Source organism: Streptococcus sp. Marseille-P7375 (assembly GCF_902460365.1).
Classification (GTDB): Bacteria; Bacillota; Bacilli; order Lactobacillales; family Streptococcaceae; genus Streptococcus; species Streptococcus cristatus_I.
In genome coordinates, this window is the sequence record NZ_CABPTR010000006.1 from 1 (window position 1) to 19,389 (window position 19,389).

20 protein-coding genes and 11 tRNA genes are annotated in these 19,389 nt (G+C 42.0%); 30 read left to right on the forward strand and 1 reads right to left on the reverse strand.

Going from position 1 to position 19,389, the window contains the following annotated elements:
* The first annotated feature begins 52 nt into the window (after window positions 1-52).
* From FZ954_RS10560 to FZ954_RS10670, 22 genes are all read left to right on the forward strand, one after another.
* Window positions 53-126: transfer RNA gene (locus tag FZ954_RS10560), tRNA-Arg, on the forward strand.
* 57 nt (window positions 127-183) lie between these two features.
* Window positions 184-257 (forward strand) — tRNA-Arg (locus tag FZ954_RS10565).
* 42 nt (window positions 258-299) lie between these two features.
* Window positions 300-373, forward strand: a tRNA-Pro gene (locus tag FZ954_RS10570).
* 5 nt (window positions 374-378) lie between these two features.
* Window positions 379-452: transfer RNA gene (locus FZ954_RS10575), tRNA-Met, on the forward strand.
* Window positions 453-465: 13 nt separating this feature from the next.
* A tRNA-Ile gene (locus FZ954_RS10580) sits at window positions 466-539 on the forward strand.
* 13 nt (window positions 540-552) lie between these two features.
* Window positions 553-642 (forward strand) — tRNA-Ser (locus FZ954_RS10585).
* Window positions 643-655: 13 nt separating this feature from the next.
* Window positions 656-729: transfer RNA gene (locus FZ954_RS10590), tRNA-Met, on the forward strand.
* A 3-nt stretch (window positions 730-732) separates the two neighbouring features.
* Window positions 733-805: transfer RNA gene (locus FZ954_RS10595), tRNA-Phe, on the forward strand.
* A gap of 16 nt (window positions 806-821) precedes the next feature.
* A tRNA-Gly gene (locus FZ954_RS10600) sits at window positions 822-892 on the forward strand.
* A gap of 34 nt (window positions 893-926) precedes the next feature.
* A tRNA-Ile gene (locus FZ954_RS10605) sits at window positions 927-1,000 on the forward strand.
* Between the two features lie 9 nt (window positions 1,001-1,009).
* Window positions 1,010-1,097: transfer RNA gene (locus FZ954_RS10610), tRNA-Ser, on the forward strand.
* A gap of 155 nt (window positions 1,098-1,252) precedes the next feature.
* On the forward strand, window positions 1,253-2,068 hold the full coding sequence (gene mreC / locus FZ954_RS10615) for a rod shape-determining protein MreC (protein WP_148878341.1): 816 nt from the start codon (window positions 1,253-1,255) through the stop codon (window positions 2,066-2,068).
* Window position 2,069: 1 nt separating this feature from the next.
* A complete protein-coding gene (gene mreD / locus FZ954_RS10620; protein ID WP_148878342.1) occupies window positions 2,070-2,570 on the forward strand; it encodes a rod shape-determining protein MreD in 501 nt (166 codons plus the stop codon).
* A 98-nt stretch (window positions 2,571-2,668) separates the two neighbouring features.
* Entirely contained in the window at window positions 2,669-3,868 is a 1,200-nt protein-coding gene (gene pcsB, locus FZ954_RS10625) for a peptidoglycan hydrolase PcsB (protein WP_125390521.1), read from the forward strand.
* A 290-nt stretch (window positions 3,869-4,158) separates the two neighbouring features.
* Entirely contained in the window at window positions 4,159-5,127 is a 969-nt protein-coding gene (locus FZ954_RS10635; protein WP_148878343.1) for a ribose-phosphate diphosphokinase, read from the forward strand.
* A gap of 125 nt (window positions 5,128-5,252) precedes the next feature.
* Window positions 5,253-5,882 carry an amylase-binding adhesin AbpA gene (gene abpA / locus FZ954_RS10640; RefSeq protein ID WP_148878344.1) on the forward strand — a complete coding sequence of 210 codons (630 nt, stop codon included), beginning with the start codon at window positions 5,253-5,255 and terminating at the stop codon, window positions 5,880-5,882.
* Between the two features lie 91 nt (window positions 5,883-5,973).
* Entirely contained in the window at window positions 5,974-6,804 is an 831-nt protein-coding gene (gene srtB / locus FZ954_RS10645; protein ID WP_148878345.1) for a class B sortase, LPKTxAVK-specific, read from the forward strand.
* Window positions 6,805-6,951: 147 nt separating this feature from the next.
* Window positions 6,952-7,734 carry a hypothetical protein gene (locus tag FZ954_RS10650; protein ID WP_187423370.1) on the forward strand — a complete coding sequence of 261 codons (783 nt, stop codon included), beginning with the start codon at window positions 6,952-6,954 and terminating at the stop codon, window positions 7,732-7,734.
* 137 nt (window positions 7,735-7,871) lie between these two features.
* On the forward strand, window positions 7,872-9,044 hold the full coding sequence (locus tag FZ954_RS10655) for a pyridoxal phosphate-dependent aminotransferase (RefSeq protein WP_148878346.1): 1,173 nt from the start codon (window positions 7,872-7,874) through the stop codon (window positions 9,042-9,044).
* Complete coding sequence (recO, locus tag FZ954_RS10660; protein WP_148878347.1) at window positions 9,037-9,834, forward strand: DNA repair protein RecO; 798 nt, start codon at window positions 9,037-9,039, stop codon at window positions 9,832-9,834. Before FZ954_RS10655 ends, recO begins: the two co-directional genes overlap by 8 nt.
* A complete protein-coding gene (gene plsX / locus FZ954_RS10665) occupies window positions 9,815-10,819 on the forward strand; it encodes a phosphate acyltransferase PlsX (protein ID WP_148878348.1) in 1,005 nt (334 codons plus the stop codon). Before recO ends, plsX begins: the two co-directional genes overlap by 20 nt.
* Complete coding sequence (locus FZ954_RS10670; RefSeq protein ID WP_005591354.1) at window positions 10,816-11,058, forward strand: acyl carrier protein; 243 nt, start codon at window positions 10,816-10,818, stop codon at window positions 11,056-11,058. The genes plsX and FZ954_RS10670 overlap by 4 nt, the downstream gene beginning before the upstream one ends.
* Window positions 11,059-11,123: 65 nt before the next feature.
* Here FZ954_RS10670 and FZ954_RS10675 read toward each other — a convergent pair whose 3' ends face one another.
* Window positions 11,124-13,070, reverse strand: coding sequence for a GBS Bsp-like repeat-containing protein (locus tag FZ954_RS10675; protein ID WP_148878349.1), 1,947 nt, complete (start codon window positions 13,068-13,070; stop codon window positions 11,124-11,126).
* Between the two features lie 377 nt (window positions 13,071-13,447).
* Here FZ954_RS10675 and purD point away from each other — a divergent pair, with 377 nt between their 5' ends.
* The 8 genes from purD (at window position 13,448) to FZ954_RS10715 (ending at window position 19,380) form a co-directional block, all read left to right on the forward strand.
* Complete coding sequence (purD, locus tag FZ954_RS10680; RefSeq protein WP_148878350.1) at window positions 13,448-14,710, forward strand: phosphoribosylamine--glycine ligase; 1,263 nt, start codon at window positions 13,448-13,450, stop codon at window positions 14,708-14,710.
* A 93-nt stretch (window positions 14,711-14,803) separates the two neighbouring features.
* On the forward strand, window positions 14,804-14,920 hold the full coding sequence (locus FZ954_RS12115; RefSeq protein WP_081104308.1) for a phosphoribosylaminoimidazole carboxylase: 117 nt from the start codon (window positions 14,804-14,806) through the stop codon (window positions 14,918-14,920).
* 27 nt (window positions 14,921-14,947) lie between these two features.
* Window positions 14,948-15,439: a 5-(carboxyamino)imidazole ribonucleotide mutase gene (purE, locus tag FZ954_RS10690; RefSeq protein ID WP_148878351.1), complete on the forward strand. Its 492-nt coding sequence runs from the start codon at window positions 14,948-14,950 to the stop codon at window positions 15,437-15,439.
* Window positions 15,426-16,517 carry a 5-(carboxyamino)imidazole ribonucleotide synthase gene (gene purK, locus FZ954_RS10695; protein ID WP_148878352.1) on the forward strand — a complete coding sequence of 364 codons (1,092 nt, stop codon included), beginning with the start codon at window positions 15,426-15,428 and terminating at the stop codon, window positions 16,515-16,517. Before purE ends, purK begins: the two co-directional genes overlap by 14 nt.
* A 1-nt stretch (window position 16,518) precedes the next feature.
* Window positions 16,519-16,782 (forward strand): hypothetical protein, encoded by a 264-nt coding sequence (locus FZ954_RS10700; RefSeq protein WP_148878353.1) that lies wholly within the window; start codon window positions 16,519-16,521, stop codon window positions 16,780-16,782.
* A gap of 20 nt (window positions 16,783-16,802) precedes the next feature.
* A complete protein-coding gene (locus FZ954_RS10705) occupies window positions 16,803-17,030 on the forward strand; it encodes a phosphoribosylaminoimidazole carboxylase (protein WP_148878354.1) in 228 nt (75 codons plus the stop codon).
* Between the two features lie 3 nt (window positions 17,031-17,033).
* Window positions 17,034-17,726, forward strand: coding sequence for an aspartate/glutamate racemase family protein (locus FZ954_RS10710; RefSeq protein WP_148878355.1), 693 nt, complete (start codon window positions 17,034-17,036; stop codon window positions 17,724-17,726).
* 196 nt (window positions 17,727-17,922) lie between these two features.
* Window positions 17,923-19,380 carry a hypothetical protein gene (locus FZ954_RS10715; RefSeq protein WP_148878356.1) on the forward strand — a complete coding sequence of 486 codons (1,458 nt, stop codon included), beginning with the start codon at window positions 17,923-17,925 and terminating at the stop codon, window positions 19,378-19,380.
* The last annotated feature ends 9 nt before the right edge of the window (window positions 19,381-19,389 follow it).

Consider the following 19,389-nt stretch of genomic DNA (forward strand, 5'->3'; position numbering starts at 1 on the left):
AACGATCGTACCGGTTCGATTCCGGTCCTCGGCATAGCGGATATGCGACAGGGCACCCTTAGCTCAACTGGATAGAGTACCTGACTACGAATCAGGCGGTTAGAGGTTCGACTCCTCTAGGGTGCATAAGAAAGCTTTGACTTTTTTATGTGTTTTTGTTATAATTGATTATCGTGATATAGAGCACCCTTAGCTCAACTGGATAGAGTACCTGACTACGAATCAGGCGGTTAGAGGTTCGACTCCTCTAGGGTGCATGAAGGGAAACGAGGTCCTATGACTCCGTTTTTACTTATGATCGGGAAGTAGCTCAGCTTGGTAGAGTACTTGGTTTGGGACCAAGGTGTCGCAGGTTCGAATCCTGTCTTCCCGATATCTGGCGGTGTAGCTCAGCTGGCTAGAGCGTCCGGTTCATACCCGGGAGGTCGGGGGTTCGATCCCCTTCGCCGCTATAACGATCTTGTTGGACCTTTAGCTCAGCTGGTTAGAGCTCTCGGCTCATAACCGAGTGGTCGTAGGTTCAAGTCCTACAAGGTCCATAATGAATATCTTGGAGGATTACCCAAGTCCGGCTGAAGGGAACGGTCTTGAAAACCGTCAGGCGTGTAAAAGCGTGCGTGGGTTCGAATCCCACATCCTCCTTAGATTAGAATATCGCGGGATGGAGCAGCTAGGTAGCTCGTCGGGCTCATAACCCGAAGGTCGTAGGTTCAAATCCTGCTCCCGCAATTTGGCTCGGTAGCTCAGTTGGTAGAGCAATGGATTGAAGCTCCATGTGTCGGCGGTTCGATTCCGTCTCGCGCCATACCATTATCTAATATGCGGGTGTAGTTTAGTGGTAAAACTACAGCCTTCCAAGCTGTTGTCGCGAGTTCGATTCTCGTCACCCGCTTTGAACAGAAGTTCATACCAAGTTTTTATAACTTGGGCGCGTAGCTCAGGTGGTTAGAGCGCACGCCTGATAAGCGTGAGGTCGGTGGTTCGAGTCCACTCGTGCCCATTAAATAATGGAGAATTACTCAAGAGGCTGAAGAGGACGGTTTGCTAAATCGTTAGGTCGGGTAACCGGCGCGGGGGTTCGAATCCCCCATTCTCCGTAAATAAGGGAGTTTAGCATCTGCTATCTCCTTTTCTTGTTTTATAATGTTTTTTAATGTTTGTTTAAACTTTTTTTGGTACGCTGTGCTGGTCTGATTAGATCAAGACTTATATAATCAGATTTTTTAGGGATTTACTGATTTCGGGGATTGGAATGAATAAATTAAAGATGTCTAAATTTTTGATTTCTATTTTGCTATTGGGAATTGTTATGATAAGCTTGATGCTTTCCCCACTTTCACCATGGATTGTTTCTGTGACTGGTGATTTTTTGTCCAGTGTTGATCGAGTAGTTGCTATTCCTTTTAACTATTTTGCTAAGGAAAAGAAAAAGGTTACTCAGTTAATAGAGACCTATCAAGAAAATGAGACACTAAAAGGAACAATTTACAATCTTGAAGAGAAGGCAAATAATTCTGATACCTTAAAATTGGAGAATGAGCAGTTGCGTTCTCTCTTAGAGTTAAGTAATAATGATCAAAGTGCTGTCAAGATTGCTGCAGAGGTTATTTCTCGCTCTCCATCTACTTGGAAGAATGAATTAACTCTTGATAAGGGGCAGTCAAGCGATGTGTCAACCTCTATGCTGGCTATTTCTAACGGTGGTTTGATCGGAGCGGTTAGCAGTGTTTCCGACTCTTCAAGTGTTGTTAGTCTGCTTACAAATGAAAAGAATGATAGTTCTATTGCAATTAAAATTCAGACACAAACTGGTTTTGCCTATGGCATCATTGTTGGTTTTGACACTGAAAAGTCAGCTTTTATCGTCAGCCAGCTAAATACGGTGGATGGCATTGAAGAAGGGGCAACTGTGACGACAAGTGGTCTCGGCTCTTATAATGCTGAGAATGTCTTGGTTGGTCAGGTTTTATCAATATCAGCTGGCAAGGACCAATTAAACAAAGAAGTTTTGGTGAAGCCTGCTGCGGATTTGTCTGATATTCAAGCGGTTCTGTTGGTGAGAAATTAGTATGAAAATTCTAAGAGGAACTTTTTTTACAGCTTTGTTTCTATTTCTGATCTTCTTCATTGATGGTCAATTATCAAGAAGTCTTGTAGATCTTTTTGCTGAGAAGTGGCATCCGGCAAGTCATATTTTATTGTTCTTTACGGTTTTCTTATTTTTAAACTTTTCAAAGGAATATATTTTTTTCCTCTTCTTTACTCTAGGTCTTTTTTACGATGTTTATTATCTACATGTGATTGGGCTTTTCACCTTCATCTTGCCTCTACTGACAGTTGTCATCTATCATTTTCTTTCTGTATTTTTGCTAAATCGTTGGACCCGCGTTTTGGCCATTATTACGATTGTTTTCTTTTTTGAAATGATCAGCTTTGTTTCTGCATCATTCTTGCACCTAGCGAGCTTTACATTCCCTGATTTTATTATCTATGCTTTGGTGCCAACTTTAGTATTTAATGCCTTTCTTTTTCTATTGTTACAGCCTTTGTTTGAAAAAGTCTATTTATGATGATTTAGAAATAGAAATGTAACGAATGCGTAATATATAGCCAGAATTTTTTTGATATACTATATAATGTCTTAGTAAGAAGGAGTGTTAATATTTTTATGAAGAAAAAGCTACTTACATCAGTTTTATTGAGTGCGGTGATCCTTTCTCAAGGTGCTGCGCTAGTAAATGTTAAAGCTGATAGTACAGATGATAAAATTGCAGCTCAAAATAGTAAAATTGATAGTTTAACCAATCAACAAAAAGCGGCACAAGCACAAGTTGATGAAATTCAAAAACAAGTTTCAGCTATTCAAAAGCAACAAGAAGTGCTTCAAGCAGAAAATGAAAAATTGAATGCTGAATCTGCGAAACTTACTGCTGAAATTGAAGAGTTATCAAAGAATATTGTTGCTCGTAATGAGTCTCTTGCAAACCAAGCGCGTAGTGCTCAAACCAGTGGTACAGCAACAAGCTATATCAACACAATCATCAACTCTGCTTCAATCACTGAAGCTATCTCTCGTGTAGCAGCAATGAGCGAAATCGTTTCAGCTAACAACAAAATGCTGGAACAACAAAAAGAAGATAAAGAAAAAATTGCTGAAAAACAAGTTGCTAACAATGAAGCTATCAATACAGTCATTGCAAACCAACAAAAACTTGCAGACGACGCTCAAACGTTGACAACTAAGCAGGCTGAACTCAAGGTTGCTCAACTGAACCTTGCAGCTGAAAAAGCAACTGCTGAAAATGAGAAAAATAGTCTCTTAGAGCAAAAAGCAGCAGCTGAAAAAGCGGCAGCTGAGGCAGCAGCGGCAGAAGCAGCATATAAGAACCAGCAACAAGCTCAACAACAAGCGATCCTTGCTTCAGGAAATACAAGCTTCGCAGCACAAGTTCAAGCTGTAAATAATACAGGTGGAACTCCTGTAGCAGAAGCAGCAGTTGCTACATCAGGAGTTGTTGCAACTCCATCATATAGCCTTTCAGCATCAACTTATCCTGTAGGTCAATGTACTTGGGGTGCTAAGACTTTGGCACCATGGGCTGGAGACTACTGGGGTAATGGTGGCCAATGGGCAGCTAGTGCAGCAGCAGCAGGCTTCCGTACAGGATCACAACCACAAGTTGGAGCAATCGCATGTTGGAACGATGGTGGCTACGGACACGTTGCAGTTGTAACAGCAGTTCAATCTGCTAACAACATTCAAGTATCAGAAGCAAACTATGCTGGTAACCAATCACTAGGTAATCACCGTGGATGGTTTGACCCAACAAATGCACAAGGATACGTAACATACATCTATCCAAACTAATGAAATATGAAGGAGGCTGGGACAAAAGTCCTAGCCTCTCAATTTTCTTTGGATTGTCGAGCAAAACGCAGTAGTTGAGTGGACTCTACTACACTGATTTCATCAGCTTTTACAGCCCTACTCAACTGTGCGGAGGTGGGACGACGAAATCGAATTCTAACGAATTACCGATTTCTGTCCCACTCTCCCTTTTATTTTTTATTGAAAAATTGCTGGAAAAGCGTTACAATGGTAGGTAGGAAAAATGTAATTGGTTACAATAAAAGACGATTTAGAATCTGGAGGGAATCATGTCTTTTTCTGATTTAAAGCTCTTTGCTCTTTCTTCTAATCAAGAATTAGCGCAGCGTGTTGCAAAGGAGATTGGGATGCCGCTTGGGAAGTCAACGGTTCGTCAATTTTCTGACGGGGAAATTCAAGTAAACATCGAAGAATCGATCCGTGGTAAGCACGTTTTTATCTTGCAGTCAACTAGCTCACCTGTCAATGACAATCTAATGGAAATTTTGATCATGGTGGATGCCTTGAAGCGGGCTAGTGCGGAGTCTATCAACGTAGTGATGCCTTACTATGGCTATGCTAGACAAGATCGAAAAGCTCGTGCTCGTGAGCCAATTACATCTAAATTAGTGGCTAACCTAATGGAGATTGCTGGGGTAGATCGCCTATTGACCATTGATTTGCATGCTGCTCAAATTCAAGGTTTCTTTGACATTCCTGTCGACCATTTGATGGGAGCTCCTTTGATTGCTGATTATTTTGAGCGTCGGGGCATGGTTGGTAGCGACTATGTGGTTGTCAGCCCAGACCACGGTGGTGTCAGCCGCGCTCGTAAGTTGGCTGAATTTCTCAAGACTTCAATTGCGATTATCGACAAACGTCGCAGCGTTGATAAGATGAATACCAGTGAAGTCATGAATATCATTGGTAAGGTGGAAGGTAAGACCTGTATTCTGATAGATGATATGATTGATACGGCGGGAACTATTTGTCATGCGGCAGACGCTTTGGCAGAGTCAGGTGCTGTGGAAGTCTATGCGAGCTGTACTCACCCAGTCTTGTCAGGACCAGCTATGGAAAATATCCAAAGATCCGCTATCAAAAAACTTGTGGTTTTAGATACCATCTATCTTTCAGAGGACAGATTAATCGATAAGATTGAGCAGATTTCTATCGCTCATCTCTTGGCAGAAGCCATCGTTCGGATCCATGAAAAACGTCCACTTTCCCCCCTTTTTGAAGTAGCAAAAAAGGCTTAAAAGTGCCTTGATCAAGATTTTTTTTAGGAAAAGACTTGACAATTTAAAGAATATTTCATATACTATACATAGTAACGATAGTTACCAAATAAAAAATGTTTTTTATATAAAAAAGGAGAAAACAAATGAAAAAAGTTGTACTTTCTAGCGTAGTAGCTCTTTCATTGTTCGCAGTAGCAGCACCAGTATTTGCACAAGGTGAAAATGCTGAGTCATCAAACCAATTGATCCAAAAGAAATATAGCTCATGGCGCGATTCAGCTGATGAAGCAAATACTCAAGTAGCTGCTCACGAAGCTGAAATCAATGCTGAAGCTGAAAAAGATGCAGCAGTTGTAGCTGCTAAGGCTGCTCTTGAACAATACGGTTCAGGTCATGAGTATGGCAAATATGCAGAAAAAGTTGAAGAAGCTCGTACAGAAGCTCGTAACACTGTTCGTAACAAATATGTTGCTCAACTTCAAGATAAATACACTGCAGCAGCTAAATCTCAAGGTAACTACTACAATGAAACTGGCGTAGAAGCTAACCGTACAAATGAACAACGTATCGCTGATGATAAAGCAGCTCAAGGTCAAGCAGGCCAAAACGGTCAAGCTGGTGAAAATGGAAAAGCTGGTGAAAACGGTCAAAAACCTGCATCAGTAGCAGAAGCTAAAGCTTCAGAAGCTAAAGCTGCTAAAGCTGCTAACGGTGCTAAAGCTGGTCAAAAAGCAGCTGGTAAAGCTCTTCCAAAAACATCTGCAGTTAAATAATTTGTTTTAAACAATTGTACTAACGCAATTTATATCACTGGACCTCTGGTTCAGTGATATTTTTTAGAAGGATTTTATAGGATTTTTATCTATGAGAAGAAGAAGACAAAAACGACAGCAGAAAAATTGGAAGATTTTTGGTGGTTTAGGAGCTTTATTTGTTGCTATTTTAGCAGGGATTTTTCTCCTCCAACAGGCAAACTCTTCAAATTCTGCTGCTAAATCATCCACTAGTCAGGTAGGTAAGGTAACTTATACACCAAGTAAGGAAGAAAAGGAATATCTGACTAATCGTTTTAATGGATTGAAAGCGATCAATCCTGAAACGGTGGCCTATGTCTATGCTCCTGGTACAGAATTAGACGAGCCAGTTGTACAGACCGGTGATAACTCAACTTACTTGGATAAGACCTTTGAAGGTGGAAATGAGCCTTATCTGGGTACTGTTTTCATGGACACTGAAAACAAAAAAGACTTTAGTGACCGTTTGACTTGGCTCTTTGGGCATGCTCGTGGAAGTCAGGTTGGTGATCACCGCATGTTTAATGATGTGAACTATTATGATAAACAGGAATACTTAGATAAGCATAAGTATGTTGTCATTGAAACACCAGAGCGTAAGCTTTACTATCAGGTAATGGGCTTGGTGATCGTTCCAGAAGAGACTGCTTTTTATCGGATTAAGTTTGATGATGATAAGGATTTTGAAACTCAGCTCAAGAATATCTATGAAGCTGCTCGTACCAAAGATTCAAAAATTAAGATTAAGGCTAGTGATAAGTACGTTGTGCTGTCAACTTGTCGTGAAGAGGATGAGACGATTCGTTCTAACCTCTATCTACGTCAAATCCCAGACTCTGAACTGCAAGATTTCCTAGCCAAGCATGGGAATGAGCTTACTTATAAAGCAACTCGTGAATAAAAATCAGGATTTTTCCTGATTTTTTTGTTGCTTAGTGGCTCATATGAGATTGAATTGGAGTAAATACTTGACAAACGCTATATGTATATATATACTAGAGTAGTATGGATTTTCCATAAAATTAATTCTAAATAAAGGAGATAAAACATGAAAAAAGTTTTATTGCTTAGTGTATTAGGCCTTTCTGCAGTTGCTAGTGTAGCTTATGCAGCAACTGGTACGCCTGCTATTCCAGGAGTTACAGCACCTGCTACATCAGCTGTGACAAAAGTGAATGAAAACGGGAACCACAATAACCGCTTTGGTTACGGAGTTTCACCAAAGAATAAGACGTACGGATATAGCTTCTCAGGTGCAGCGACTTACCCAGTAGCTCCAGCAGCAGGAACAGCAGATGGTAAGCCTTTGAATGACGGAACTCGTAAGTTTGGTCATAACAGTCGTTTTGGAGCAGCATTTGAAGCTCGTTATACTACTAGCTCAGCTACACCAGCAGCTCCATCAACACCTGCTACTCCAGCTACACCAGCGGCTCCATCAACGCCTGCTACTCCATCAACACCAGCAGCTCCATCAACACCAGCAGCTTCAGCGGCTCTACCTGCTATTACAGTTAAAAAGCCAGTTGGAGCTCCAGCAGCAGCAGACCTTCCTTCACAAGCGAACGTTACAGGAACTACAAATGCACGTTTTGGTGCTGCAGCCCAAGAAGATCGTGATAATAATAAAGTAGCTTATGATGCAGTTTACCAAGCAGGAACATATCCAGTAGCTCCAGCAGCAGGAACAAAAGATGGTAAGCCTTTGAATGATGCAGAACGTGAGTTTGGTCATAATACTCGTTTTGGTGCTGCAGGACAAGGTAGCGATATTAAAGCAGCTACAACATTTGAAAACACAAACTATTCAGCTGTAGTAAATGGTAACTAATTTAGTTTTAGTAACATTTATATTAAAAAATCAGGAATTTTCCTGATTTTTTGTTTTTCTTTCTATAAATCAGATGGATTTTTGCGCAGGTGCTGCATTTATAGTATAATAGTTCTATTAGATTATCGGAGGCGGCTATGGATTTGACTAAGAAGTTTAACAAGAATTTAGATAAAATTGAAGTGTCTCTGATTCGTCAGTTTGACCAGTCTATTTCTACGATTCCAGGTGTTTTGCGGCTGACCTTGGGGGAGCCGGACTTTCCGACACCGGATCATATCAAGGAGGCGGCCAAGGCAGCTATTGATGCCAACCAAAGCCACTATACAGGAATGAGCGGGCTTTTGGAGCTGCGGCAGGCTGCGGCTGATTTTGTCAAGGAGAAGTACCATCTGAACTATCGTCCAGAAGATGAAGTCTTAGTCACTATTGGGGCAACTGAGGCCCTGTCTGCGACTCTGACGGCTATTTTGGAAGAGGGAGACAAAGTCTTGCTACCAGCACCAGCCTATCCAGGTTATGAGCCGATTGTGAATTTGGTCGGGGCGGAGATTGTCGAGATTGATACGACAGAAAACGACTTCGTTTTGACTCCTGAAATGCTTGAGCAGGCTATCTTGGCGCAAGGAGACAAGCTCAAGGCAGTTATTCTCAACTATCCGGCCAATCCGACTGGTGTGACTTATTCGCGAGAGCAGATCGAGGCTTTGGCAGCAGTATTGAGCAAGTATGAAGTTTTTGTCGTCTGCGATGAGGTTTATTCTGAGTTAACTTATACAGAGCAGGGGCACGTTTCTCTGGCAGAATATTTGCCTGAGCAGACCATCGTCATCAATGGCTTATCCAAGTCTCATGCTATGACGGGCTGGCGACTAGGTTTTATCTTTGCTCCTGCTGTTTTTACCGCTCAATTGATCAAGAGCCATCAGTATCTGGTGACGGCAGCCAATACCATGGCTCAATATGCAGCTATTGAGGCTTTGACGGCTGGTAAGGATGATGCCCAACTCATGAAGGCGGAATACATCCAGCGGCGGGATTACATTATCGAACAGATGACGGAGCTGGGTTATCAGATTATCAAGCCAGACGGTGCTTTCTATATTTTTGCTAAGATTCCAGCAGGCTACAATCAAGATTCTTTTGCTTTTTTGCAGGATTTTGCTGAGAAGAAGGCTGTGGCCTTTATTCCAGGGGCGGCTTTCGGCCAGTATGGAGAAGGCTATATCCGCCTGTCTTATGCAGCTAGTATGGAAACCATCAAGGAAGCTCTGAAACGTCTCAAGGAGTACATGGAAGGCCATGCTTAGACCGTTAACGAGCAAGAGTTTGATTCTCTATAATCGGAATTTCCGGGAAGATGATAAGCTGGTCAAGATCTTTACGGAACAGGCTGGCAAGCGAATGTTTTTCGTGAAACATGCTGGAAAATCTAAGCTGGCACCAGTCATCCAGCCTCTGACGGCGGCAGAACTCTTGATGAAAATCAATGACGACGGACTCAGCTATATCGAAGATTACCAAGCTGTGGAAAGTTACGGGCAAATCAAGGGTGATCTCTTTGTCATGGCTTATGCCAGCTACGTGGCAGCCCTAGCAGATGCTAGTATTCAGGACAATCAGCCAGATCCGGCTCTCTTTGCCTTCCTGCAAAAGACACTGGATTTGATGAATCAAGGGCTGGATTATGAGGTTTTGACCAATATCTTTGAAATTCAGATTTTATCTCGCTTTGGCGTTTCTCTGAATTTCCATGACTGTGTTTTTTGCCATCGGACAGGTCTGCCTTTTGATTTTTCCTTTCAATATGGCGGGGTGCTCTGTCCAGAGCATTATCATAAGGATGCTCATCGCAGTCATCTTAATCCCAATATTCCTTTTTTGCTCAATCAGTTTCAGGCGGTTCAGTTTAGTGAGCTGGAGACGATTTCGCTCAAGCCGGAAATCAAGCGACAGATCAGGGACTTTATAGATCAAGTTTATGATGAATACGTGGGTATTCATCTCAAATCAAAGAAATTTATCGACTCTCTGGGCGACTGGGGCAGTATTTTACAAGACAAACATGAGGAAGAACAGCATGAAAAAAATAGCTATTGATGCCATGGGCGGAGACAATGCCCCTCAGGCTTTGGTCGAAGGTGCTAATCAGGCTCTGAGAGACTTCTCGGATATTGAGATTGTTCTCTATGGGGATGAAGCCAAGATTAAACCTCTGTTGACAGCGACAGAGCGTGTCAGCATCGTTCATACGGATGAAAAGATTGACTCGGATGATGAGCCGACCAAAGCTATTCGCAAGAAGAAGCAGGCCAGCATGGTTCTGGCAGCCAAGGCAGTCAAGAATGGAGAAGCAGATGCGGTTCTGTCTGCCGGTAATACAGGAGCGCTTTTGGCGGCGGGCTTCTTTATCGTCGGACGGATCAAAAATATTGACCGACCGGGTCTTTTATCCACTTTACCGACTGTGGATGGTCGCGGTTTTGATATGCTGGATCTGGGGGCAAATGCTGAAAATACCCCTCATCATCTGCATCAATATGCTATCCTAGGTTCTTTTTATGCGGAAAATGTTCGTGGCATTAAGCAGCCACGAGTTGGTTTGCTCAATAATGGCACTGAGGCCAGCAAGGGAGATCCTCTGCGTAAGGAAACCTATGCATTGCTGGCAGCGGATGACAAGCTGAACTTTATCGGCAATGTAGAGGCGCGTGACCTTATGGATGGAGTGGCAGATGTTGTCGTAGCAGATGGCTTTACGGGTAATGCAGTGCTCAAGTCTATCGAAGGAACTGCTATTAGCATCCTAGGCCAGCTTAAAAAGGCTGTGCTAGGCGGTGGTTTCAAGGCTAAGCTAGGGGCTTTATTGCTCAAAGACAGCCTACAGGAAATGCGCAAGAGTCTGGACTATTCCAGTGCCGGTGGGGCCGTTCTCTTTGGTCTTAAGGCGCCAGTGGTCAAGACGCATGGTTCAAGTGATGCCAAGGCTGTTTATAGCACCATTCGTCAGATCCGAACCATGCTGGAGACAGATGTTGTCGGAAAATCTGTGGTGGAATTTTCAAAAGAGGTGGAGACAGAATGAATCAAGAACAAATTTTTCAAAAAGTAACAGAAATTATCCAAGAACGTCAAGGAAAGGACTTTGTTGTCCAGCCAACTTTGGGCTTAAAAGATGATTTAGGCGCTGACTCTGTTGACTTAATGGAATTCATCCTGACTTTAGAGGATGAGTTTGCGATTGAAATTTCAGATGAGGATGTTGATCGCTTTGAAAATGTCGCAGATATTGTTGCCTATTTGGAAAAGAAACTAGCGAAGTAAGAAATCGACTTTGATTTGAATAGAGAAAAACCTTGGTTTACAAAACCAAGGTTTTTTTAGTGGATTTATTTTGGATAGATATAGCTAACAGCTCCTTGACCGGCGGCGTAAGGATTGAACCAGCCACGGAAGTTGCCAATGTATTGTTTGCCCGCATAGTTGGATTCTTTGATTTGGATGCGGGTATTGGATTCGACATGGGTGACAACACCGACATGCCCATAACCGCCATCGGTCCAGCAAATGATGGCTCCGACTTGTGGGGTGCTTCCTGTTCGGAAACCAGCTGCGCGTGCGCTAGCTGCCCATTGGCCACCGTTGCCCCAGTAAGGACCAGCCCAAGGAGCCAGTACTTTTGCTCCCCAAGTACACTGGCCATGAGGATAAGAGGAGGCTCCAGCATAATCAGGGGTGTAGAGGGTTGGCTCAGGCGTAGTTGGTTTATCAACCTGATAGCTGGTGCCTGTAAGTCCAGTCATCTGTCCATTGAGATTACGGTAAACATGGGTATGGAAGAGTCCATTTCCAGCATGCTGTTGCGTATTGATGGTAAATTTATACAGGCCATTGCCCACTTTGTTAGCAGTGTACCATTTGATGTCATCCTGGCCATTGGCCTCTGACCAAGTTGGTAGAGAAATGGTTCCTGGTCCGAAAGCATCGGAAACGGTCACTTCGTAATTGTAGGTAGAGATTTTATTGACAGAAACCTTGGCTTTGATATTTTCAGCGGAGAGGGTGACGCTGTCTGTCGCATAGTTATGCTCGCTACCATCTTTGTACTTAATGTAGATATGATTGGTGTAGCTTCCAGATAAGGCTTGGTGGTTACGGATATTGAATTGTGCAGTAAAAGTCCCATCTCCATTATTACTTGCCTCATACCACTTGATATTACTTTGATTCTGGGTACTCCAAATAGGGACACGGACGGATTGAATTGCCTTAGATGCGGCAGTTTCAGTGACTTTTACAGTGTAGGTTCCCTCTTCCTGATTGATGTTTTCAACAGAGAAAAGCGGTTTTTGGTCTTTTTGAGAAGGTATTTTTCCAGCATCTATTGTAGCAGTCGCTCCTGCTAAACATGTAAAGGCTGGATTGACATAGCTTTCGCCATAGAGATGGATATGGTAGGTTCCGGTATCGTAATTGTGCTTCTTCAGCTCGACTCTGACGCTATAACTGCCATCAGGATTTTTCCTTGCTTGATACCATTGTAAATCATCTTGTCCCTTATTTTCAGACCAGGTTGGGACAGTGATCTTATACATGGATTCAGGAAGATTTTTGATAAGGATTTCCATAATGCCAGGTTCAGGGAAGCTTGTCTGAATGGTCGGATTAGGTTTTTCTAGATGGAAAGTAGTGCCCGATTGGTAAATCATTTTGCCATTTTTATTTTCATAAGTATCTACGAAATATTTTCCATAACCTTTGTGTTTAGAAAAGTTAAATTCAGTACTCTCTTGCCCAGCTTCATACCAATTAAGATCATCGCCACCATTTTCATCAGACCAAACTGCATGGACAATTTTTGAGTTCCTTTGGTCTTTATTTCGCGTAAAATTGATGCGGCCGGTTTGTCCAGATGTTGTGACGCTTGTCTTGCTAGCAGGCTTATTAACAGTGAAGGTAGTGCCATTCAAGCCAATCATTTTTCCATTTATCTTGATATAAGTATGAACATGGAAGGTGCCATAGCCAGCGTGCTGCCGGAGGTCAATGGCTGTGCTGGATGTCTGAGGCGTGGTGTACCATTTCAAATCATCCTGCCCGTTTTCGTCGGACCAGACTGCGTGGGAAATGGTATAGGGAACCTGAGCCTTGGAGCGGGCATAATGAATCTGCGCCGTATCTCCAGTGACATTGACGGTTACATTGCTGGCACGATCAGTGGGGCCTAGGACTTTATTTCCAGCTTCAGTCGATGTAACAGCTTGAGCTGTGGAATGACTGGCAAATAGCCCAAGGACTGCTCCGGATAATAAAAACAGCTTCTGATATTTTTTCATAAATCTCCTTTGAATAAGTAATTTGGATGATTCCATTTAGATTATTCGGGAAAAAATATAAAAAAAAGAAAAATTTTAAAAGATGTTGAAACTTGAATTTCTAATTTATTTTAGTTTTATGAAATTTTTGATATTTGAAATAAAAGTAATGAAATAGTCAAAATACAAAAAATAATATAGGTAGATTTTATTTGTCAGAGATGGATATCCCTAACAAAAATAGATTATTTCTCTTCTTTTCCTACTTAGAATAGAATAAAACGAACGATTATGATATAATTTAGATGAATGATTCGTAAAAATGGCAATGGTTTTTACGTGATGTGTTGGCTTGGTGCGTAAGCACCTATGATGATGGATGTTGAGGTATCTTAGCTATGAAGCTTTTAGTTGTTGGTTCGGGCGGTCGTGAGCATGCGATTTCCAAGAAGTTGTTGGAGTCTCAGGGTGTGGAGCAGGTCTTTGTCGCACCTGGAAATGATGGCATGACCTTGGATGGGCTAGACTTGGTGAATATTGGAATTTCCGAACATTCTAAACTAATTGAATTTGCCAAGGAGAATGATGTTGCTTGGTCTTTTATTGGCCCGGATGATGCCCTGGCAGCTGGAATTGTGGATGATTTTAACCAAGCTGGACTCAAGGCTTTCGGCCCATCTCGTTTAGCTGCGGAGCTGGAATGGTCCAAGGATTTTGCTAAGGAAATCATGGTTAAATACGGCGTTCCGACAGCAGCCTATGGCACATTTTCCGACTTTGAGGAAGCCAAATCCTACATAGAAAAGCAAGGGGCGCCTATCGTAGTAAAGGCGGACGGCCTAGCTCTAGGCAAGGGCGTGGTCGTAGCAGAGACCGTAGAGCAGGCAGTCGAGGCAGCTCATGAGATGCTCTTGGACAATAAATTTGGTGATTCAGGTGCGCGCGTGGTTATCGAGGAGTTTCTGGACGGCGAGGAGTTCTCCCTCTTTGCCTTTGTCAATGGCGACAAGTTTTACATCATGCCGACGGCTCAGGATCACAAGCGTGCCTATGATGGTGACAAGGGTCCCAATACAGGTGGGATGGGTGCTTATGCGCCAGTTCCACACTTGCCACAGAGCGTGGTTGACACAGCGGTTGACACGATTGTCAAGCCAGTCCTTGAGGGGATGATTAAAGAAGGTCGCCCTTATTTGGGCGTGCTCTACGCGGGCTTGATTCTGACAGCAGACGGGCCTAAGGTCATCGAGTTCAACGCTCGCTTTGGCGACCCAGAGACCCAGATTATCCTGCCTCGCCTAACGTCTGATTTTGCGCAAAATATCACGGACATCCTTGATGGCAAGGAGCCGAGCATTACTTGGACAGACAAGGGTGTGACTCTGGGCGTGGTTGTCGCATCTAATGGCTATCCGCTAGATTATGACAAGGGTGTCGAGTTGCCAGCCAAGACAGAAGGCGATATCATCACCTACTATGCCGGGGCTAAGTTTGCGGAAAATAGCAGAGCACTGCTGTCAAATGGCGGACGTGTCTATATGCTCGTCACCACAGCAGATACCGTCAAAGAAGCCCAAAACACTATCTACCAAGAACTTGCCCAACAAAAAACAGAAGATCTCTTTTACCGAACCGATATCGGAAGCAAGGCTATTCGATAAAGGTATAAGAAAAAGCGACGAAGTCGCCAAGTACGATAATGGTCGTTTGATTTGCGAGCGTTAGCGAGCTAATATAGAATAATCACCGCCGTTGTGAAAGAACGATTGGATGATAAGCTAATCGTTCAGGGAAATCGGAAGACCCTGGGCTTCCGATTTAGGCATGAGACACCTTTGGTGGCTGCTGTCGTCCCTCACAACCTAAGGTGATTGTTGAAAGGAAAGAAAAGAAAAATCATGACTAAACCAATTATTTCCATCATCATGGGATCCAAATCCGACTGGGCCACCATGCAAAAAACAGTCCAAGTCTTAGACCGCTTTGGTGTAGCCTATGAAAAGAAAGTCGTCTCTGCCCACCGTACACCTGATCTCATGTTCAAGCATGCCGAAGAAGCCCGCAGTCGCGGCATCAAGGTCATCATTGCAGGTGCAGGTGGTGCCGCCCATTTGCCAGGAATGGTAGCGGCTAAAACCACCCTGCCTGTCATCGGCGTACCGGTCAAATCACGTGCTCTCAGCGGTCTGGACTCCCTTTACTCTATCGTGCAGATGCCGGGTGGCGTGCCTGTGGCAACTATGGCCATTGGTGAAGCGGGAGCGACCAACGCTGCTCTGACTGCCCTTCGGATTTTGGCCATTGAAGACCAAGACCTAGCAGCAGCGCTAGCGGATTTTGCTGAAGAACAAGGAAAAATCGCTGAGGAGTCTAGCAATGAGCTCATCTAAAACAATCGGAATCATCGGTGGCGGCCAGCTGGGGCAGATGATGGCCATTTCTGCTATCTACATGGGGCACAAGGTCATCGCGCTTGATCCTGCTGCGGATTGCCCAGCCTCTCGCGTAGCGGAAATCATTGTGGCACCTTATAACGATGTGGACGCCCTCCGTCAGTTGGCAGACCGTTGCGATGTCCTCACCTATGAGTTTGAGAATGTCGATGCTGACGGTTTGGATGCTGTTATCAAAGAAGGTCAGCTTCCTCAAGGAACCGACCTGCTCCGCATTTCTCAAAATCGGATCTTTGAAAAGGACTTTCTCGCAAACAAGGCCCAAGTCACCGTGGCACCCTACAAGGTCGTGACTTCTAGCCAAGACTTGGCAGATATCGACCTATCGAAAAACTATGTTCTCAAGACTGCGACAGGTGGATACGATGGCCATGGACAAAAGGTCATTCTCTCGGAAGCAGACTTGGAAGAAGCCTGTGCACTAGCCAACTCAGCAGCCTGTGTTTTGGAAGAATTCGTCAACTTTGACCTTGAGATTTCTGTCATCGTATCAGGAAATGGCAAGGACGTGACGGTTTTCCCAGTTCAGGAAAATATCCACCGCAACAACATTCTTTCGAAAACCATTGTGCCTGCTCGCATTTCAGAAAGTATAGCAGATAAGGCAAAAGCCATGGCAGTGCGAATTGCTGAACAACTTAACCTGTCTGGAACGCTGTGTGTGGAAATGTTTGCGACGGCTGATGATATCATCGTCAATGAGATTGCCCCACGGCCACACAACTCTGGCCACTACTCTATCGAAGCCTGCGACTTCTCGCAGTTTGATACCCATATTCTGGGTGTTCTCGGAGCACCATTGCCAGCTATCCACCTGCATACGCCAGCCATCATGCTCAATGTTCTCGGCCAGCATGTCGAAGCAGCTGAGAAATATGTGACAGAAAATCCAAGCGCCCACCTCCACATGTATGGTAAAATAGAAGCGAAGCACAACCGCAAGATGGGGCATGTGACTTTGTTTAGTGATGTGCCGGATAGTGTGGTTGAGTTTGGGGAGGGGATTGATTTTTGAAATGACAGAAGAATTTGATGAATTGCTAGATGATGAAATAACGACCGTAACACTGACTTATACGGACGATTTGATTGTTCCAGAGATTGCGGATAGAGAGGGGATTCATATTTTAGAGAGAGCTGGCAATCAGCTAGTCTTAGAATATTCTTGTTCCGTGGAGGAAGTTAAGGATTATCTGAGTAGTTACGGCCTGCCTAGACATCCTGAGAGAATTTCATTTGAATTTTCTATACATGAAGACTTAGAAAATGATAATCTTTAAAGCTAAATGGAGACCAGTTTATGATTCAAATCATCGTTAATGCTTTTGTTGAAAAGGATAAGACTGGAGCTGTTGTAGAAGTCTTGTTTGCTAGTAGCAATCACGAAAAAGTGAAAGCCAAATATCAGGAATTAAAGATTCAATATCCAGACAATTATCTGGCTATCTATGATTTGCCATTGGATACAGATCTGAGTAGCTTGCCGCACTATCCGTCGGTGGCGATAAGCAAGGAGGAGTTTGATTAGCCTATGAAAACTATCGGTCTGATTGGTGGTATGAGTTGGGAGAGTACCACATCTTACTACCAAATCATCAACGAAACCATCAAAAAAGAGATGGGTGGTCTGCATTCTGCTAAAATTCTGCTTTACAGTGTTGATTTTGCAGAGATTGAGCATTATCAAGCAGTCGGGGACTGGGAGAAAAGCGGTCAACTGTTGGCAGATGTTGCTCAGCGCTTAGAGCAAGCTGGTGCGGCTTTCATCGTTATTTGTACCAACACCATGCACAAGGTTGCTCCGCAGATACAAGAGCAGATTACGATTCCAATCTTGCATATTGCACAAGCAACTGCGCAGGCCTTGTTGACTGACGGCATTCAAAAAGTCGGCCTCCTGGGGACCAAGTACACCATGACTCAAGATTTTTACAAGGAGAAATTAATAGAGTCTGGTTTAGAAGTGCTGATTCCAGACCAAGCTGGCATTACAGAGGTCAATCGGATCATTTATGACGAACTCTGTCTAGGAGATATCAAAGAAAGCTCAAAGCAGGCTTATCTTACTGTTATAGATGATTTGAAAGAAGCTGGCGCTGAAGCTGTTATCTTGGGTTGTACCGAGATTGGTCTCCTCGTCAAGCAATCCGACACTGACTTGCCTCTCTACGACACAACGGTAATCCATGCAGAGAAAGCCGCGGAGTGGGCGGTGAATAAATGATTACAGAAGACAAGCACAACCGTAAGGTAGGTCATGTAACTTTGTTTAGTGATGTGCCGGATGAGGTTGAGGAGTTTGGGAATTGAAACAGTTCTTATTTGGATGTTATTATATCTCATCTTAATAGTCCTGTTTTCTTTAGTAAAGAGATTGACCTAAAAGTTGAGTAATTACTATTATAAGGAATAGATTTTGAATGGAAAATAATTCTTTAGATTTTAGATTGATAAATAATTTGTTGTTACCATCGATTAACTATGTATCTAAAAAAGATTTGAAAAAAAAAGATTTTTTAAGCATTTTATACGGAATTCTTTTTTTAATATTTACATGCATACTTGTAGTTGTAGTTTATCAGCAGTTAAAACCGTTTATTTTACAGACGGCAGTATCATTTGCTAATTTATACTTTATAACAGATGCAATATTTTCAGGGAAGAAAGAGTTTCTACAATATGTACCATCAACTCAGAATGTACATTTTGTCATATTATCTTCTGAAATAATTTTTGATAAGTTATCTTTACTTTTTAAAATGTTATTTCCTATGATATTATCGTTGGTTACAATGTTAATTTTTAAGAAACAAAATTTTTTGTCGAGAGTAATTATTATAATCTTAACAATTCTAATTTATACCCTAATCTTTGAAGTTTATTTTCAAGCAACGTTAATTATTATTTTATTTGGTATTTTAATTATTTTTCATCCTATTGGAGATGGTAAATATTATACTGTTGTGCAATATTTTAATTATCTTGAAGAAATTCTTTATAATTGGCGGAGGAATCGTAAAAAAAATAAAAAGAGTGGAAAGAAAATCATATTTTTAATTATTCTTTCCATAACTATGAGCTATTGTCTGTTTAAATTATTTCCAGTTTTAGGGGTAGGTTTTCCTTTACTTCTAACTTTATTAGTAGTATTTATTATATGGGTCTATACTGGAAGTGCTGGCAAAGAAAGTAAATTATTAAAAAAAATATTTATTTATATTATATTTTTTGGATTTACTTTAATTGGGAATTTAGAAATTGGTTCTGATGTTTTAAAAGTACCAGTATTATTTATTACTTTATTCTTTGCATTAGATCGGATTATTGCATTGTCAAAAGAAATGAAGGAAATAATTATTGAAAAAAGTATATTGTATTACTATGAATATGAAAATATAGAAAAATTACTTTTAATAAAAGAACTAATAAATATTGAGATTCTGCATGAAGTAGATGTGTCTGAATTGGAGTTGGCAAAACAAATAGCTATTAGAATTAAATTGGGTATCTACCAAGAAGTGCTAAAGTTATCAGATATTTATATAAAAAGAGAGTTTAAAAACTATCGTCACTTTGTAGAAGGAAATATTTTTTTACTAACTTTTGATGAAACAACTTTAGATGATGCGGTATCTTTGGAATCTTTAAAAGAAAGCCTTTTCGATATACTTAAATTAGAAGAACAAAATATTCTTTTGCCAGAGTTATATGAAATATACGCAAAAGTATTATTTAAATTAGAGCAATTTGATGATGCTATAGTTTACTTTGAGGAAAATATAATGTATATAAGCGAAGAATCGAGATTAATGTATATTAAAGCATGTGAACAAGTTGGAAATATAAAACAAGCTGAATATATACGTCGAAATTATTAATGATAGAAT

Coding starts and splice junctions, on each gene's coding strand:
- mreC (WP_148878341.1), top strand. CDS start 1,253: ATGAATAAATTAAAGATGTCTAAATTTTTGATTTCTATTTTGCTATTG.
- mreD (WP_148878342.1), top strand. CDS start 2,070: ATGAAAATTCTAAGAGGAACTTTTTTTACAGCTTTGTTTCTATTTCTG.
- pcsB (WP_125390521.1), top strand. CDS start 2,669: ATGAAGAAAAAGCTACTTACATCAGTTTTATTGAGTGCGGTGATCCTT.
- FZ954_RS10635 (WP_148878343.1), top strand. CDS start 4,159: ATGTCTTTTTCTGATTTAAAGCTCTTTGCTCTTTCTTCTAATCAAGAA.
- abpA (WP_148878344.1), top strand. CDS start 5,253: ATGAAAAAAGTTGTACTTTCTAGCGTAGTAGCTCTTTCATTGTTCGCA.
- srtB (WP_148878345.1), top strand. CDS start 5,974: ATGAGAAGAAGAAGACAAAAACGACAGCAGAAAAATTGGAAGATTTTT.
- FZ954_RS10650 (WP_187423370.1), top strand. CDS start 6,952: ATGAAAAAAGTTTTATTGCTTAGTGTATTAGGCCTTTCTGCAGTTGCT.
- FZ954_RS10655 (WP_148878346.1), top strand. CDS start 7,872: ATGGATTTGACTAAGAAGTTTAACAAGAATTTAGATAAAATTGAAGTG.
- recO (WP_148878347.1), top strand. CDS start 9,037: ATGCTTAGACCGTTAACGAGCAAGAGTTTGATTCTCTATAATCGGAAT.
- plsX (WP_148878348.1), top strand. CDS start 9,815: ATGAAAAAAATAGCTATTGATGCCATGGGCGGAGACAATGCCCCTCAG.
- FZ954_RS10670 (WP_005591354.1), top strand. CDS start 10,816: ATGAATCAAGAACAAATTTTTCAAAAAGTAACAGAAATTATCCAAGAA.
- FZ954_RS10675 (WP_148878349.1), bottom strand. CDS start 13,070: ATGAAAAAATATCAGAAGCTGTTTTTATTATCCGGAGCAGTCCTTGGG.
- purD (WP_148878350.1), top strand. CDS start 13,448: ATGAAGCTTTTAGTTGTTGGTTCGGGCGGTCGTGAGCATGCGATTTCC.
- purE (WP_148878351.1), top strand. CDS start 14,948: ATGACTAAACCAATTATTTCCATCATCATGGGATCCAAATCCGACTGG.
- purK (WP_148878352.1), top strand. CDS start 15,426: ATGAGCTCATCTAAAACAATCGGAATCATCGGTGGCGGCCAGCTGGGG.
- FZ954_RS10700 (WP_148878353.1), top strand. CDS start 16,519: ATGACAGAAGAATTTGATGAATTGCTAGATGATGAAATAACGACCGTA.
- FZ954_RS10705 (WP_148878354.1), top strand. CDS start 16,803: ATGATTCAAATCATCGTTAATGCTTTTGTTGAAAAGGATAAGACTGGA.
- FZ954_RS10710 (WP_148878355.1), top strand. CDS start 17,034: ATGAAAACTATCGGTCTGATTGGTGGTATGAGTTGGGAGAGTACCACA.
- FZ954_RS10715 (WP_148878356.1), top strand. CDS start 17,923: ATGGAAAATAATTCTTTAGATTTTAGATTGATAAATAATTTGTTGTTA.